General features: G+C 68.8%; 15 protein-coding genes. 12 read left to right on the plus strand and 3 right to left on the minus strand.

From position 1 onward, the window contains the following. Positions 1–39 precede the first annotated feature (39 nt). The 12 genes from OC372_RS10410 to OC372_RS10465 all read left to right on the plus strand — a co-directional run bounded on the left by OC372_RS10410 (position 40) and on the right by OC372_RS10465 (position 12371). Positions 40–1152, plus strand: a complete 1113-nt coding sequence (locus OC372_RS10410) for a substrate-binding domain-containing protein (protein WP_262001895.1) — start codon at positions 40–42, stop codon at positions 1150–1152. A gap of 74 nt (positions 1153–1226) precedes the next feature. Further along, positions 1227–2258 (plus strand): ABC transporter permease, encoded by a 1032-nt coding sequence (locus tag OC372_RS10415; RefSeq protein WP_262001897.1) that lies wholly within the window; start codon positions 1227–1229, stop codon positions 2256–2258. Then, positions 2255–3055: an ATP-binding cassette domain-containing protein gene (locus tag OC372_RS10420; protein WP_262001899.1), complete on the plus strand. Its 801-nt coding sequence runs from the start codon at positions 2255–2257 to the stop codon at positions 3053–3055. Before OC372_RS10415 ends, OC372_RS10420 begins: the two co-directional genes overlap by 4 nt. Continuing rightward, positions 3052–3360, plus strand: coding sequence for a putative quinol monooxygenase (locus OC372_RS10425; RefSeq protein WP_262001900.1), 309 nt, complete (start codon positions 3052–3054; stop codon positions 3358–3360). The genes OC372_RS10420 and OC372_RS10425 overlap by 4 nt, the downstream gene beginning before the upstream one ends. Then, positions 3357–4283, plus strand: coding sequence for a carbohydrate kinase family protein (locus OC372_RS10430; protein WP_262001902.1), 927 nt, complete (start codon positions 3357–3359; stop codon positions 4281–4283). The genes OC372_RS10425 and OC372_RS10430 overlap by 4 nt, the downstream gene beginning before the upstream one ends. A gap of 175 nt (positions 4284–4458) precedes the next feature. After that, positions 4459–5889: an MFS transporter gene (locus OC372_RS10435; protein WP_262001904.1), complete on the plus strand. Its 1431-nt coding sequence runs from the start codon at positions 4459–4461 to the stop codon at positions 5887–5889. A 147-nt stretch (positions 5890–6036) separates the two neighbouring features. Further along, positions 6037–6249 (plus strand): heavy-metal-associated domain-containing protein, encoded by a 213-nt coding sequence (locus OC372_RS10440; protein WP_091032028.1) that lies wholly within the window; start codon positions 6037–6039, stop codon positions 6247–6249. Next, complete coding sequence (locus OC372_RS10445; protein ID WP_262001906.1) at positions 6246–7205, plus strand: heavy-metal-associated domain-containing protein; 960 nt, start codon at positions 6246–6248, stop codon at positions 7203–7205. The genes OC372_RS10440 and OC372_RS10445 overlap by 4 nt, the downstream gene beginning before the upstream one ends. 72 nt (positions 7206–7277) lie before the next feature. Next, on the plus strand, positions 7278–9548 hold the full coding sequence (locus tag OC372_RS10450) for a heavy metal translocating P-type ATPase (protein ID WP_262001908.1): 2271 nt from the start codon (positions 7278–7280) through the stop codon (positions 9546–9548). Positions 9549–9601: 53 nt separating this feature from the next. Next, the gene (locus tag OC372_RS10455; RefSeq protein ID WP_262001910.1) at positions 9602–9877 is read left to right on the plus strand and encodes a YHS domain-containing protein; all 276 of its coding nucleotides are present in this window, start codon (positions 9602–9604) and stop codon (positions 9875–9877) included. A gap of 14 nt (positions 9878–9891) precedes the next feature. Further along, positions 9892–12030, plus strand: coding sequence for a heavy metal translocating P-type ATPase (locus OC372_RS10460; RefSeq protein WP_262001912.1), 2139 nt, complete (start codon positions 9892–9894; stop codon positions 12028–12030). A 29-nt stretch (positions 12031–12059) separates the two neighbouring features. After that, positions 12060–12371, plus strand: coding sequence for a metal-sensitive transcriptional regulator (locus OC372_RS10465; RefSeq protein WP_029264439.1), 312 nt, complete (start codon positions 12060–12062; stop codon positions 12369–12371). Positions 12372–12442: 71 nt separating this feature from the next. Here OC372_RS10465 and OC372_RS10470 read toward each other — a convergent pair whose 3' ends face one another. The 3 genes from OC372_RS10470 to OC372_RS10480 all read right to left on the minus strand — a co-directional run bounded on the left by OC372_RS10470 (position 12443) and on the right by OC372_RS10480 (position 16280). Then, a complete protein-coding gene (locus tag OC372_RS10470; protein WP_262001913.1) occupies positions 12443–14416 on the minus strand; it encodes a twin-arginine translocation signal domain-containing protein in 1974 nt (657 codons plus the stop codon). An 81-nt stretch (positions 14417–14497) separates the two neighbouring features. Then, the gene (locus OC372_RS10475) at positions 14498–15361 is read right to left on the minus strand and encodes a carbohydrate ABC transporter permease (RefSeq protein WP_081859916.1); all 864 of its coding nucleotides are present in this window, start codon (positions 15359–15361) and stop codon (positions 14498–14500) included. Beyond that, positions 15351–16280 carry a carbohydrate ABC transporter permease gene (locus OC372_RS10480; protein WP_081859917.1) on the minus strand — a complete coding sequence of 310 codons (930 nt, stop codon included), beginning with the start codon at positions 16278–16280 and terminating at the stop codon, positions 15351–15353. Before OC372_RS10480 ends, OC372_RS10475 begins: the two co-directional genes overlap by 11 nt.

Raw genomic sequence — 16280 nt, forward strand, 5'->3', positions numbered from 1 at the left:
ATCGTTGTCAACCGGGCGACGACGGCCGAGAGGAACTCAATGACGAAGCACACCCCCCGATTCACCCGCGCCGTTCTGGCCGCGGTCTCGGTGTCGGCAGGTCTTGCACTGACGCTGACCGGCTGCTCCGGCGGCACGAACGCCGGAGGCGGCGGTTCCGACGACGACACGATCGGCGTCTCGCTCATCGTGAAGACCAACTCCAACCCGTTCTTCGTGGCGATGCAGGACGGCGCCAAGGCCGCGGCCGAGAAGGACGGCGTCTCGCTCACCCTCGCCGCCGGCAAGGAGGACGGCGATGAGGACACCCAGATCCAGGCCATCGAGGCGGCGATCTCCAAGGGCGACAAGGGCATCCTGATCACCCCCAACGGCCCGGCCGTGCTCGACGCGATCGACAAGGCCCGCGACGCGGGGATCTTCGTGATCGCCCTCGACACCGCGCCCGACCCCGCCGACGCCGTGGACATCACGTTCGCGACCGACAACTTCCTCGCCGGCCAGTACATCGGCCAGTGGACCGCGGCGACGCTCGACGGTGAAGACGCCGTGATCGGAATGATCGACCTGTTCGACGACAAGGCCGTGAGCGTGGACTACAACCGCGATCAGGGCTTCCTCGACGGCATGGGCATCGAGCTCGGCGACGACCAGGTCAACGGCGACGAGGAATCCGACGGCTCGTACAGCGGCGGCAAGGGCGGCTCGTACACGCTCGTCGGCAACGAGGCGTCGCAGGGCGCCGAAGACGGCGGGCGCACCGCGATGGAGAACCTCCTCGCCAAGAACTCCGACATCAACGTCGTCTACACGATCAACGAGCCGGCCGCCTACGGCGCCTACCAGGCCCTCGAGGCCGCGGGGAAGAGCAAGGACGACGTCCTGATCGTCTCGATCGACGGTGGCTGTGCCGGTGTCGGTCAGGTCGAGGACGGGATCATCGACGCGACGAGCCAGCAGTACCCGGTGAAGATGGCCGAGCTCGGCGTCCAGGCGATCGTCGACCTCGTCAACGACGGCACGAAGCCGGAGAACTCCGAGGGCCTCGACTTCTTCAACACCGGGGTCGAGCTCGTGACCGACCAGCCCGTCGACGGCGTGAAGTCGATCGACACCGCCGAAGCCTCCGGCATCTGCTGGGGCGGCGAGTAAGCAGTACTCCTGCGGATGCCGCGGGCCGCACACCGGTCCGCGGCATCCCCGGAACGACCTATGGAAGTGACATCGTGACGCAAACAGCCCCCACATCCTCTCTGGATCTCGCCGCCGAGTTCCTCGACCACCGCACGCCGGTGGATCGCGTCCGCGGCGTCCTGCACCGATACCCGGCGATCAGTCCCGCCGTCGTGCTCGTCATCGCGGTCATCGTGTTCGGCGCGATCAACCCCCGCTTCTTCGCCGCAGCGAACCTCTCTCTCGTGCTCGACCAGGTCTCGGTCGTCGGCACCGTCGCCATCGCGCAGACCCTGATCATCCTCACCGCGGGCATCGACCTCTCGGTGGGCGCGCTGATGATCGGCACCTCGATGGTCATGGCGCAGACCGCCGCGAACAACGGCCTCCCCGCGCCCATCGCCCTGCTCGCCGGACTCATCGCCGCCCTCGCCGCGGGAGCCCTGAACGGTCTGCTCGTCACCCGCGTGAAGCTGCCTCCGTTCATCGCGACCCTCGGCACGTTCAACGTCTTCATCGCCCTGACACTGCTCTACAGCGGCGGCCAGACGATCCGGAAGTCGGACATGCCCGAGCTGCTCACCTGGACAGCCACCGCGCTGCCGATCGGCGACGTCCGCCTCACGGTGGGCGTACTGATCATGCTCGCGCTGTACGCCCTCGTCGCGTACATCCTCGGCCGCACCGCCTGGGGTCGCCACGTGTACGCCGTCGGCGACGACGCGGATGCCGCGCGCCTCGCCGGCATCTCGACCAGGAAGGTGCTCTTCAGCGTCTACATCACGGCCGGCGCCATCCTCGCCGTCGCCGCCTGGATCCAGATCGGCCGATCGGGAGCAGCCAGCCCCAACGCCGGCGCCGACCTCAACCTCGACTCCATCACCGCCGTCGTGATCGGCGGGACCTCGCTGTTCGGTGGTCGCGGCATCATCTGGGGCACGCTGTTGGGCGCCATCATCGTCGGTGTCTTCCGCAACGGCCTCTTCCTCGCCGGCGTCGACGGTCTCTACCAGACCCTCGCGATCGGCATCCTCGTCATCGTCGCGGTCGCCATCGACCAGTGGATCCGAAAGGTACGCAAATGAGCCAGACAGCGGAAGCCCTCTCGCCGGCACCGACACCCACCGGCGTTCCCGTGCTCGAGGCCAAGCGCCTCGTGAAGACCTTCGGCCGCGTGGTCGGGCTCGACGGCGTGAGCCTGCAGCTCCACGCCGGAGAGGTCCTCGCGATCATCGGCGACAACGGCGCCGGCAAGTCGACACTGATCAAGTGCCTCACCGGCGCGTACATCCCCGACGAGGGACAGCTGCTCCTCGACGGACAGCCGGTGCAGTTCAAGGGGCCGCAGGATGCGCGCAACGCCGGGATCGAGACGGTCTATCAGAACCTCGCCGTCTCCCCCGCGCTCGACGTCGCCGCCAACCTGTACCTCGGGCGCGAGCGCCGCAAGCCCGGCATCCTCGGCTCCGTGTTCCGCGCGCTCGACACCGCCGGCATGCGCAAGGATGCCCGCGACCAGGTGCTGAAGCTCGGGATCTCCACGCTGCAGGACGTGACCGTCTCGGTCGAGAACCTCTCCGGCGGTCAGCGTCAGGCCGTGGCCGTGGCGCGAGCGGCGGCCTTCGGCTCGAAGGTGGTCATCCTCGACGAGCCGACCGCGGCACTGGGTGTGCGCGAGTCGAACCAGGTGCTCGAGCTGATCGAGAACCTCCGAGGCAACGGCGTGCCCGTCATCCTCATCTCCCACAACATGCCGCACGTGTTCCAGGTCGCCGACCGTATCCACATCCAGCGCCTCGGCAAGAAGGCCGCGACCATCACGCCGCAGTCGCACAGCATGACGGATGCCGTGGCCATCATGACGGGAGCAGCCCAGGCATGAGCGACAGCCAGGTCGTCCTCTCCGCCGAGTTCACGGCGCTGCCCGCCGCGGCCGACGAGGTCGACGCCCTGATCCAGGAGTATGCGGAGTGCGTGCGGGCCGAACCCGGCAACGAGACCTTCGAGGTCTACCGCAGAGCCGAGGACCCGCACCGTTTCGTCGTCTTCGAGCGGTATCGGGACCGGGAGGCGTTCGACGCGCACCTCGGCGCGGAGGCCGGGCGCGCGTTCAACGCCGCGCTCGTGCCGAGGATCGTGGAACCGCAGAGCATCCTCTCCTTCCTGACGCCCACCGGGCGTTCATGAGCCGTCACGTCCTCGTCATCGGAGAAGCTCTCGTCGATGTCGTCCATCGCGGAGAGGGGCGCATCGACGAGAGCCCGGGCGGGAGCCCCGCCAATGTCGCCCTCGCCCTCGGTCGCCTCGGCGACACCGCGCACTTCCTGACCCAGCTCGGAGACGATCCGCACGGCCAGCAGGTGCGCGAGTGGCTGACGAAGGCGGGAGTCCGGGTCACCTCTTCGGCGACGACGCGGACGGCGACGGCGACCGCACACCTCGACGATTCCGGTTCGGCTCGCTACGAGTTCGACATCTCCTGGTCCCTGGATGAGGCCGCGCCGGCCCACGGCGACCGCGCCGGAATCGTGCACACCGGTTCCATCGCCGCTCTGATGGATCCCGGGGCCGCGGTCGTGCGCGCGCATCTCACGGCGATGCGGGAGACATCGTTGATCACGTACGACCCCAATGTGCGTCCAGCACTTCTCCCCGACCGCCGTCGGGCCGTCGCCGACGTGGAGAGCTTCGTGGGCCTCGCCGACCTCGTGAAAGCCAGCGACGAGGATCTCGCGTGGCTGTATCCCGGCATCGACCTCCTCGACGTGGCCCGGTCATGGCTGCAGCAGGGGCCGTCCGTGATCGTGGTCACGAAGGGCGCGAGCGGAGCTTTCGCCGTGACCCGCGACGGCGTGACGCATGTCCCCGGCCGGCAGGTGGAGGTCGTGGACACGGTCGGAGCGGGTGACACCTTCATGAGCGCGCTCATCCACGGCCTCCTCGATCTCGGCCTCGATTCCGCGGAATCGCGCGAGAAGCTGCGCCGCATCGACGGCAGCTGCCTGGCCGAGCTCCTCCGCTTCAGCGCGCGGGCCGCAGCGGTCACCGTCTCCCGGCCGGGCGCGGATCCGCCCCTGCTCGGCGAGCTCGCCACGCTGGCTCCCGGCTGACCCGGGGAGGTCGCCCGAGGCATCACGAAGAGCGGCGGGAAAGTGATCTTTCCGCCGCTCTTCTCGTTCTCCCGTGCCTTCTCTGAGACCCGCTCCGCGTTGCTACCCCTACCCCCTATAGGTATAGGCTACACCGCGACCCGGACATCCCGGCGAGCTTCCAGGAGGAACGACCATGTCCACATCCAGACCCCTGTCACCCGCGAAGCGCTGGCTCGGCCTCGTGCTGATCGCCACCGCGCAATTCGTCGTGATCATGGACACGTCGATCATCGGCGTCGCCCTGCCCGACATCCAGAGGGATCTCGGCTTCACCCCCGAGTCGCTCTCGTGGGTGTTCAACGCCTACGTCGTCGCCTTCGGTGGACTGCTGCTGCTGGGCGGCCGCCTCTCCGACGCCTTCGGCGCGCGCAAGATCTTCGTGCTCGGTTGGCTCGTCCTGATCGTCGGCTCGATCATGGCCGGAGCCGCCGGCACCGTCGGCGTCGAGATCGCAGGACGCGCCATCCAGGGTGCCGGATCCGCGATGATCGCCCCCGCAGCCCTGACTCTGCTCATGATGCTGTTCGGCGGAACCTCCGACCTCCCCAAGGCGTTCGCCGTCTACGGAGCGGCCGCACCCATCGGCGGCACGGCCGGCGTCTTCCTCGGCGGCGTCCTGACCGAGTACGTGAGCTGGCCGTGGGTGTTCTACGTCACCGTGCCGATCGCGCTCCTGGTGCTCGCCTTCACCGGCACCGCCCTCCCCCGCACCGTCCGCAAGGCGTCGGGCTCCATCGACATCGGCGGAGCCGTCACGGTGACCCTCGGACTCGCGGCCGTCGTCTACGCCGTCGTCAACGCACCGGAGATCGGCTGGCTCACCTGGTCGACCCTGGGGATGCTGGCGGCCGGCATCGTCCTGCTGCTGATCTTCTTCCTCATCCAGGCCCGCAGCCGCAACCCGCTGCTGCGCCTCGGCCTGCTGCGCGCCCCGCTGCTCGGAGCAGCGAACGTCGCCCAGCTGATGCTCGGCGCCGCCTGGGTGTCGATGTGGTTCTTCCTCAACCTGTACCTGCAGCAGGTCCTCGGCGCGAGCGCGTTCGCCGCCGGCGCCGCACTGCTGCCGATGACCGGACTGGTCGTGCTCGTCATGATCGCGCTGGCACCCCGACTTCAGGAGCGGTTCGGCGCCAAGGCGCTGATCGTCAGCGGACTGCTCCTGCTGGCCGGCGGACTGGCGTGGCTCGCCTTCATCCGTCCCGACGGCTCCTACGCCGTCGACGTCCTGCCCGCCTCGCTGCTCGCCGCTCTCGGCATGTCGCTGGCTTTCGTCCCGTCGCTCGGCACCGCCATCAACGCAGCGCCTCCGGCCGAGACCGGCGTCGCCTCGGGCCTCGTCAGCACGAGCTATCAGATCGGATCCGCGCTCGGCCTCGCCGTGCTCACGGCGATCGTCTACGGCATCGCCGGCCACGACTCCACCACGGTCGAGCTCACGCAGGGCTACTCCGCCGCGTTCATCGGCGCGGCGATCCTCGCGCTGCTGGGAGCGATCATCACCGCGATCGCCATGAGGAAGCCGCGCGCATCGGCCTTCGTCTCCGAGGAGTCAGTATCGGCCTGATCCCCGGCTCTCCGACGACGACCAGTGACCCCTGACCAGTACCGGCCGGGTCCGCACAACGGATCCGGCCGGTTGAGGAATACCCCTCATGGGTATACCGTTATCACTGATACCCGGTACGGGTACTGATCGAGAAGAGGATACGCGATGACCACGAACGAATTCCAGGTGACCGGAATGACCTGCGGACACTGCGAGATGTCGGTCCGCGAAGAGGTCGCCGAGGTCCCGGGCGTCGAAGACATCCAGGTGAGTGCGCAGACGGGCGTGCTCCTCGTCACCGGCTCCGACTCCGTCGATGACGCGCAGATCCTGGCCGCCGTCGCCGAGGCCGGGTACTCGGCGGTGCGGAAGGCATGAACGCCGGGGCGCGGCTCGCCCTGTACGGGGCGGGGGTGGTGGTGGCGTTCGGCGCGGCATTCGGCCTCGCCCAGGCCATCATCCCCCCGACCGTTGTCAATGAGTGGACGAAAGGTACAGAGATGGAAAAGCACGGGGCACACGGCGCGGCCGCGACCACGGACGATGCGGCGAGCGCCGCAGCCACCACCCTGAAGGGTCTCTCACTGAGCCTCGAAGGATACGCACTGTCCCCGGTCGCGGCACCGGCGGGGGTGGGCGATCCCGGCGAGCTGAGCTTCCAGATCCGCGACGCGCACGGCACCCCGGTCACGGAGTACACGACCGCGCACGACAAGGACCTGCACCTGATCGTGGTGCGCTCAGACGGAAGTCAGTTCCGTCACGTGCACCCCACCCTGGACGAAGCCACGGGCACGTGGTCGCTGCCGTGGGAATGGGACGCCGCCGGCACCTACCGCGTCTTCGCCGACTTCACGCCGGCCGGCCCGGACGCCCCCTCGCTCACCCTCACGCACACCGTGCAGGTCGCCGGCGAGTTCACGCCCGTGACCCCCGCGCCGACGCAGGTCGCCGAGGTCGACGGCTTCACCGTGTCGCTCGACGGGGCGCTCGAAGCCGGATCGGCGAGCGACCTGACCTTCACCCTCACGAAAGACGGCACTCCCGTGACCGGCCTGGAGCCGTATCTCGGCGCGTTCGGCCACCTGGTCGCGCTGCGCGAGGGCGACCTCGCCTATTTGCACGTGCATGCCGCGGGTGACGAGCCGAAGGCCGGAGAGACCTCCGGTCCGGAGATCGCGTTCGCCGCCGAGGCCCCGACCGCCGGCCGCTACCTGCTGTACCTGGACTTCCAGGTCGACGGCACGGTGCACACCGCCGAGTTCGTGCTCGATGCCACCCCGGCAGGGGACGCACCGGCACCCGACGACGATTCGCACGACGACGGCCACTGAGCCTCGCACGACGCCCGGCCGCCGGCCATCCGCCACGGCCCCGAGCAACAGTCAGAGCAGAAAGAGAAGGACATGAGCACTTCAGCACCCTCGAGCGTGGGGTCCGGCGTCGAGTTGGAGATCGGCGGGATGACCTGCGCCTCCTGCGCGATGCGGATCGAGAAGAAGCTCAACAAGCTCGAGGGCGTCGTCGCGACCGTGAACTACGCGACCGAGAAGGCGAAGGTCACCGTTCCCGACGGCTACGACCCGGCACTGCTGATCGCCGAGGTCGAGAAGACCGGATACTCGGCCGCACTGCCGGCGCCGAAGAAGAAGCGCGCCGACGAGGGGTCGACCGGTGACGCCGAGGGCGAGGATCCGGAGCTGCGCTCGCTGCGCAACCGGCTGATCGGCGCCGTCGTGCTGACGGTGCCCGTGATCGCGATGGCGATGATCCCCGCGCTGCAGTTCATGTACTGGCAGTGGGCCTCTCTCGCCCTGGCCGCACCCGTGATCATCTGGGCGGCCTGGCCGTTCCACAAGGCCGCGTGGACGAACCTCCGCCACGGCGCCGCGACGATGGACACGCTCATCTCGATGGGCACCTCGGCCGCGTTCCTGTGGTCGCTGTACGCGCTGTTCTTCGGAACCGCGGGCACGCCGGGCATGACGCACCCCTTCGAGTTCGCGCTGGCTCCCTCCGACGGAGCGGCCAACATCTACCTCGAGGTGGGTGCCGGGGTGACGATGTTCATCCTCGCCGGGCGCTACTTCGAGAAGCGCTCCAAGAAGCAGGCGGGTGCCGCCCTGCGTGCTCTCCTCGAACTCGGAGCGAAGGAAGTGGCTGTCCTGCGCGGCGGCGTCGAGACGAAGATCCCCGTCGAGGACCTCCAGGTCGGCGACGAGTTCATCGTGCGTCCGGGCGAGAAGATCGCCACCGACGGCATCGTCGTCTCCGGGACGTCGGCCGTGGATGCATCCATGCTCACGGGCGAGGCCGTGCCGGTCGAAGTGGCCGAGGGCGACTCCGTCACCGGCGCCACGACGAACGTCGGCGGTCGACTCGTGGTGCGGGCGACCCGCATCGGCTCGGACACGCAGCTGGCGCAGATGGCGCAGCTCGTCGAAGACGCGCAGACCGGGAAGGCCGAGGTGCAGCGGCTCGCCGACCGCATCTCCGGCGTGTTCGTCCCCATCGTGATCGTGATCGCGGTCGTGGCGCTCGGCGGCTGGCTCGGTGCCGGATTCCCGGTGACCGCGGCATTCACGGCGGCCGTCGCCGTGCTCGTGATCGCCTGCCCGTGCGCGCTCGGTCTCGCCACCCCCACCGCGCTGCTGGTCGGCACCGGACGCGGCGCGCAGATGGGTGTGCTCATCAAGGGCCCGGAGGTTCTGGAGTCCACGCGCAAGATCGACACCGTCGTGCTGGACAAGACCGGAACGGTCACGACCGGCAGGATGACCCTCGTCGACGTGTTCGTCGAGGCGGGCACGGATCGCGCCGAACTGCTGCGGCTCGCGGGCGCACTGGAGGATGCGTCCGAACACCCCATCGCGCAGGCCATCGCCAAGGGCGCCACTCAGGAGGTCGGCGCACTGTCGACGCCCGAGGACTTCGCGAACATCGAGGGCAAGGGCGTGCAGGGCGTCGTCGACGGCCACGCCGTGCTGGTCGGCCGCGACTCGCTCCTCGCCGAGTGGTCGCAGAAGCTGAGCCGCGAGCTCGCGTCGACCAAGGCGCGGGCCGAGGGCGAGGGCAAGACCGTCGTCGCGGTCGGCTGGGACGGTCAGGCACGCGGCATCCTCGTGGTGGCCGACACCGTCAAGCCCAGCAGCGCCGAGGCGATCGCCCAGTTCAAGGCGATCGGCCTGACCCCGATCCTGCTCACCGGCGACAACGAGGCGGTCGCCCGTCAGATCGCCGCCGAGGTGGGCATCGAAGAGGTCATCGCCGAGGTCCTCCCGAAGGACAAGGTCGACGTCGTCACCCGACTGCAGCGCGAGGGGAAGACGGTCGCGATGATCGGCGACGGCGTCAACGACGCCCCTGCCCTCGCTCAGGCCGACCTCGGTCTCGCGATGGGCACCGGAGCGGACGTCGCGATCGAAGCATCCGACATCACCCTGGTGCGCGGCGACCTGCGCAGCGCCGTCGACGCGATCCGACTGTCGCGCAAGACCCTCGGAACCATCAAGACCAACCTGTTCTGGGCCTTCGCCTACAACGTCGCGGCGATCCCCGTCGCGGCGCTCGGGATGCTGAACCCGATGCTCGCCGGTGCGGCGATGGCGCTCTCGAGCGTCTTCGTCGTCGGCAACAGCCTGCGCCTGCGCGGCTTCAAGAGCATCGCCAAGCCCTGACGCCCCTTCCCCACCACCGACCCCCACCGAAGAATGAGAGAGGATCACCCCGCATGACGAACGACACCGAGGCACCCGCCAGCTGTTGCAGTATCAGTGCCCCGAACCCCGCCGCCGCAGGAAACGGACGCGCGAACCTGCTGGCCGGCGGTGCGAGTGACGACCTGACGACCTGCCCGGTCATGGTCGGCAACCCGGTCAGCAAGAAGGCCGCAGAGGCGGCGGGCCTCTTCCGCGATCACGAGGGCGAGCGGTACTACTTCTGCTGCGCCGGATGCGGCCCGGCCTTCGACTCCGATCCCGCCAAGTACGCCGCCCACATGGCCTGAGAGAGGATGACCCCATGACCGATCCGCACGCGCACCACCACTCGCCCGCGCACTCGCTGGACGCCCCGGAGGCTGCGCACGAGAATCACGGCAGCCACGAGAACCACGGCGGCCACGAGAGCCCTGGCGATCACGAGGGGCACGGCGGTCATGGGGGTCACGGCGGGCACGCAGGGCACGGCGACCATGTCGGACAGTTCCGGCGCCTGTTCTGGATCAACCTGGTCATCGCGGTTCCCGTCGTGGCGTTCTCGCCGATGTTCGCGATGATCTTCGGCTACGAGGTCCCCGGGTGGGCGCGGTTCATCGCGCCGGTGCTGGGCACGGTCATGTACGTCTGGGGCGGCTGGCCCTTCCTCACCGGCGCCGTCAGCGAGCTCAAGTCGCGCAAGCCGGGCATGATGCTCCTCATCGGCCTCGCCATCACGGTGGCGTTCCTCGCCTCGTGGGGCGCGACGCTGGGGCTCCTCCATCACGAGCTCGAGTTCTGGTGGGAGCTCGCACTCCTCATCGTCATCATGCTGCTCGGGCACTGGATCGAGATGCGGTCGCTCGCGCAGACCACATCGGCACTCGACTCGCTCGCCGCCCTGCTGCCGGATGAGGCCGAGCGCGTCGAGGGCGACACCGTCGTCACCGTCTCTCCCGCCGATCTCGTCGTCGGCGATGTCGTGGTCGTCCGTCCCGGCGGAAGCATCCCTGCCGACGGCCGCATCATCGACGGCACCGCGGCCATGGACGAGTCCATGGTCACCGGCGAATCCCGACCGGTCACCCGGGCCACAGGAGACACCGTCACCGCGGGAACCGTTGCCACCGACTCGGGCCTGCGCGTCGAGATCACGGCCACCGGCGACGACACCGCCCTGGCCGGCATCCAGCGACTGGTCACGGAAGCGCAGAACTCCTCCTCGCGCGCCCAGCGCATCGCCGACCGCGCCGCCGCGCTGCTGTTCTGGTTCGCGCTGCTCTCAGCCGCCCTCACCGCCGTGGTCTGGACCCTCGTCGGGAACCCGGATGCCGCCGTGGTGCGCAGCATCACCGTCCTCGTCATCGCCTGCCCGCACGCACTGGGCCTCGCGATCCCGCTGGTCGTGTCGATCGCGACCGAGCGCGCGGCCCGCGGAGGAGTCCTGATCAAGGACCGCCTGGCGCTCGAGAGCATGCGCACGGTCGATGCCGTGCTCTTCGACAAGACCGGCACGCTCACCAAGGGTGCGCCGACGGTGACCGCCGTCGAGCCGACCGGCGACATCGACGCCGACAGCCTGCTCGCCCTCGCCGCCTCCGCCGAGGCCGACAGCGAGCATCCGCTCGCCCGCGCCATCGTGCGGGCTGCCCAGGAGAAGGGCATGACTCTCGCGAAGGCATCGGGCTTCACCTCGTCGCCCGCGGTCGGCGTGACGGCGTCGGTCGACGGCCGCGAGGTCCGCGTCGGCGGCCCGAAGCTCCTCGACGAGGTCGGCGGGCAGGAGATCGCGGCCGCGGATCAGTGGCGCGGCGAGGGTGCCATCATCCTGCACGTCGTGATCGACGGTCAGGTCGTGGGCGGACTGAAGCTCGCCGACGAGGTGCGGCCGGAATCGCAGCAGGCCGTGGACGCCCTGCACCGGCTCGGCGTCGAGGTCGTCATGATCACCGGCGATGCCCAGGCCGTCGCCGAGTCGGTCGCCGCCGAGCTCGGCATCGACCGAGTCTTCGCCGGCGTGCGACCGGAGGACAAGTCGAGGAAGGTCGCCGAGCTGCAGGCCGAGGGCAAGAAGGTCGCGATGGTCGGTGACGGCGTCAACGACGCTCCCGCCCTCGCCCAGGCCGACGTGGGCATCGCGATCGGCGCGGGAACGGATGTCGCCATCGCCTCGGCCGGCGTGATCCTCGCGAGCTCCGACCCGCGGTCGGTGGTCTCCGTGATCGAGCTGTCCCGAGCCGCGTACCGGAAGATGAAGCAGAACCTGTGGTGGGCGGCCGGCTACAACCTGCTCTCGGTTCCGCTCGCCGCCGGCGTCTTGGCGCCGATCGGATTCGTCCTGCCCATGTCGGTCGGGGCTATCCTGATGTCCCTGTCGACCGTCGTCGTCGCGCTGAACGCCCAGCTGCTCAGACGCATCGACATCACCCCCGAAGCGAGCACGCGCGCCGTCCTCGGCCGCTGAGACCCGATCATGCGACGAAGGAAGCAGAGATGACCCCCGAAGCGACGGCCGACGAACACACCCACGGCTACATCACCGACAAGACCAAGTACCTGAACCGGATGCGCCGGATCGAGGGTCAGGCCCGCGGGATCACGAAGATGGTCGACGACGAGAAGTACTGCATCGACATCCTCACCCAGATCAGTGCGCTCACGAGCGCACTGCAGGCGGTGGCGGTCGGCCTTCTCGACGACCACCTCAAGCACTGCGTCGTGGACGCGGCCCGCATGGGCGGCGACGACGCCGACGCGAAGATCAAGGAAGCGTCGGACGCGATCGCGCGGCTCGTGCGGTCCTGAGCCGGACGGGGGCGACGCCGCCGGCCCGCGTCGGCGCCGCGGAACCACCGGCACCGACGCGGACCCGGGGATCAGACCGCCGGCACGACCTTCAAGTCGACGGCGAGCGAGTTCGCGAAGCTGATCGTGAGGATCCGGTGCGTTCGGTTCCCGAGGTACGACCGATCCATGGGCGCGTACTTCGCTTCGCGGTCCACACCCCAGTCGATGATGAACCTCATGCCGCCTCGAGTGACCGTGATCCCTCGGGTGACCGTGATGGTCTCCTGTCCGTACGGCGCCGGCGTGCCGTTGGCGAAGACCACCTGATCGTCGGTGCCGATGATGAGCGGGATGCGCTCGCGTGACGCTCCCGGCGTCGTCAGCGCACGCCTGATCCCATCCGGGCGATGGGTCACATCCGTGGTGACGGCGCCGTCCGCGGTCACGTACCTGGTGGTGAAGGTACCCGTGTATCCCGTCAGCGCATCCGCCGGGATCACGGTGCCCGATGCAGTGGAGCCGGCATGATGCGTCGCCGTCACCGGGCCCCGCGATGAGGCCGTCCCGACCGTGTCCGCGACGGTCGTCCAGTCATCCGGCCCCGTGCTGTTCACGGTGAGGGCGAGCATGCCCGCGACGGGGTGCCAGAACGCGTTCGTCCCCATCCGCTGGAGCGAGTTCTGCCGCACGCCGTAAAGGCCAGCGGTGTAGTAGCCGGGGCGGCGGACGAACACATACTGCTGATCGAGGGTGCCCTTGCGCAGCTCGGTGAACGTGCTCTCCGCCCGATACCGCAGCGCGGCGACCTGGGCGTCGCGCTGCGCCGCGGGCACCCCGATCGGCGCCTGCGGGACATGCATGTGCAGCCGTGGCGACGAATCCTGCTTCTGTCTCGGGGACACGGGTGCCGAGGACGAGCCCCACGCGTTTCGCGCCTGCGTCTTCTCCTCCGCGCTCGCGTAGAAGGCACGCAGCGCGGGCACGTGCGGCAGCAGCGTCCGCGCGAGGGCGCTGCGATCCAGATCGTCCACGGGGGTGGTGACGAACGTCGCGACGATGTTGCGCGCACTCGTCCCGGAGAGGATGAAGCCTTCGTTCCGCCCGGGTTCCATGACGACGACGTACCCCCACCACGCGGCGAACCGCTCCGCCAGCTGGATGATCGACGGGTCAGGCAGCCGCTTGTAGAGGGCGCCGAGATCGGGCAGCATCACGTCGAAGTTGTATCCGGCATCCGGCGCGACGGGTTCGTGGAAGAACCCGGCCGGAGCCTGGCCGTCCTTCAGGATGATCTGCAGCCGGTTCGGAACGGAGGCGCTCACCGCGGGCTCGCCGAGGATGTGCGCCGCCTCGACCACTCCGGAGAGGCCGGCGACCACCTGATTGGCGAACTGCACCGGTCGATTCCAATGCGGACGCGAGGTGTCCACGAGCCAGGCCGAGCTCTTGCGGATGGCGTCGCGGATCTGCAGACGGCGGTCGTGGAGCTCGCCCGCGGCGCGAAGGTCCCGGAGGACCGCGGCGAGCGCCACGGTTCCGAATCCGGTCGGCGACAGGTGATGCTCGGTCGGCGAGTACTCCGGGTACGAGCCGTCGGCGTGCTGCAGCGAGAGGTAGTGGCTGAGCGCCGCGTCGAGCCGTCCGAGGAGAGCGGGGTCACGGTAGTACGGGTTCCACGGGCGGTCGTTGGCGTAGAACCACGAGAGCGTCGCGACATGCTCCATGATGCGGGTGTTGTAGGGCTGGTTCGGAGTGCGCCACCAGCCGTCCTCCATCCATCCGTAGTTCGGCGCGACGTCCCGGACGCTGTTGGCGAGCGGGGCGACGATCATCAGGTAGGCGGCCAGCACCTGCTCGTTCGGGGCGAACTGGGAGCGCACCGGCTGCCCGGCGGGGAGCGGCGCGACGAGCGGCAACACCGTGCCGGCCGATGTCGCCAGCGCGGGCGACGCCCCCGCGTTCCCTATGGCGAGCAGTGCCGCGGCGGCGCTCGCACCGACCAGGAAGTTCCTTCGGCTGAGCGCCGGCAGCATCTGCGGGCGGGCCTCATCCTCATGCATCATCTCGACTCCTTCGTCTCTGACCGGGGCATGGTGAGTGGCGACGACGCCCGGTCCGCGTCGTCGCTGTGGGGTGAAGTCAGCTCATCCCTTGAGCCCCGTCTGAGCGAGGCCCTGAACGAACTGCTTCTGCGCGATGAGGAACACCACGAGGATCGGGACGACGGTGAGAGACGCTGCGCCGAGCTGCGTGTTCCACATCTGCTCGCCGTAGAAGTCCTGATAGCGGGTGATCGCGAGTCCGAGGGTGAACTTCTCCGGTGTGCGCAGGAAGATGAGCGCCTCGAAGTACATGTTGAACGAGCGCAGGAACGCCATGATCCCGACGGCGGCGATCGCCGGCGTCGCCAACGGGAGGGCGATGCGGAAGAACACCCCGGCCCGTGTGACGCCGTCCAGCCGGGCCGCTTCCTCGTAGTCCTTGGGGAAGCTGAGGAAGTGCTGCCGGAAGATGAACACGGAGACGACCGCGGTCGGCCCGAAGATCGGGAGGATGATGAGCGGCCAGTGGGTGTCGTTGAGCCCCATGGCGTTCACCGCCGTGAAGATCGGGATGATCGTCACCTCGGTCGGCACCATCATCGCCGCGAGCAGCAGGGTGAAGGCCGCGTTGCGCAGCGGGAACCGGATCCGCGCGAAGGCGTAGCCGGCCATCGCCGAGAGCAGGATCGACGACACGGTGACGATCGCCGCGATGTACATCGAGTTCCCGTACTGCTGCAGGAACGGCTGGGCGGTGAACACCTGCACGAAGCCGTCGAGGGTCCACTCCCTGGGCAGCAGCGTCGGCGGCTGGAGGAAGATCTCGTTCGCGGGCTTGAAGGACGAGAAGAACATCCACAGGGTCGGATACAGGAACGGCACCGACACCACGACGAGCAGGACGTAGAGCACGACGGTGTTGATCCTGGAGCGGCTGCGGGCCGCCTTCGACGTCTCAGACCTCATCGTGCACCCACTTTCGTCGCGTGGTCCACTGCAGCATCGTCAGGGCCAGGATGATGGCGAACAGCACGACACCGATCGCGCTGGCGTAGCCGAACTGCTGGCTGACGAAAGCGGTGCGGTAGAGGAGGAACGGCAGGACGTTGGTCGAATCCCCCGGACCACCTCCGGTGAGCAGCTGCACGGGTGCGAAGACTTCGAGTGAGCCGATCGTGGTGAGGATGCCGGTGAGCAGGATCGTCGGAGCGATCATCGGCACGGTGATGGCCCAGAACGACCGCCACGGCGTCGCACCATCGAGCTGCGCCGCTTCGCGGATCTCCTCCGGCACGCTCTGCAGCGCGGCGAGGAAGAGCACCATGTTCATACCGACTCCCTTGAAGACCTGCACCACGACGAGCGAGATCAGGGAGGTGGAGGGATCAGCCAGCCAATTGGGCCCGTCGATCCCGAGCATCCGGAGCGCTCCGTTGATGCCGCCATCCGGGGCAAGGAGGAACCCCCAGGTCACCGACCAGGCGACGACCGACACCACGACGGGCGAGAAGAAGATCGTGCGGAACCCGGTGATGCCCTTCATCCGCCGATTGAGGAGCACGGCGAGGCTGATGGCGATCACGAGGTTCAGGATGAGGACGCCGGCACTGAACAGCAGGCTCGCGACGACAGAGGCCGAGAAGGTCGGGTCCGCGAAGAGACGCGAGTAGTTGTCGAGCCCGATGAACTCCATGCCGCCGGTGAGCGGACGCCACTCGTTGAAGCTGTACCAGATGACGAAGAGGAAGGGGACGACACCGAGGACGATGACGCCGAGGACCTGGGGCGCGACGAAGGCCACGCCGAGCCAGCGGTCCCCGTCAGGACGGGGACGCCGGCTCGGCAGGGCTCTTCGATCGTTCGCCGCGACGGTGCGTGCGGTCAC

This window comes from Microbacterium sp. Mcb102 (assembly GCF_024519805.1).
Taxonomy (GTDB): domain Bacteria; phylum Actinomycetota; class Actinomycetes; order Actinomycetales; family Microbacteriaceae; genus Microbacterium.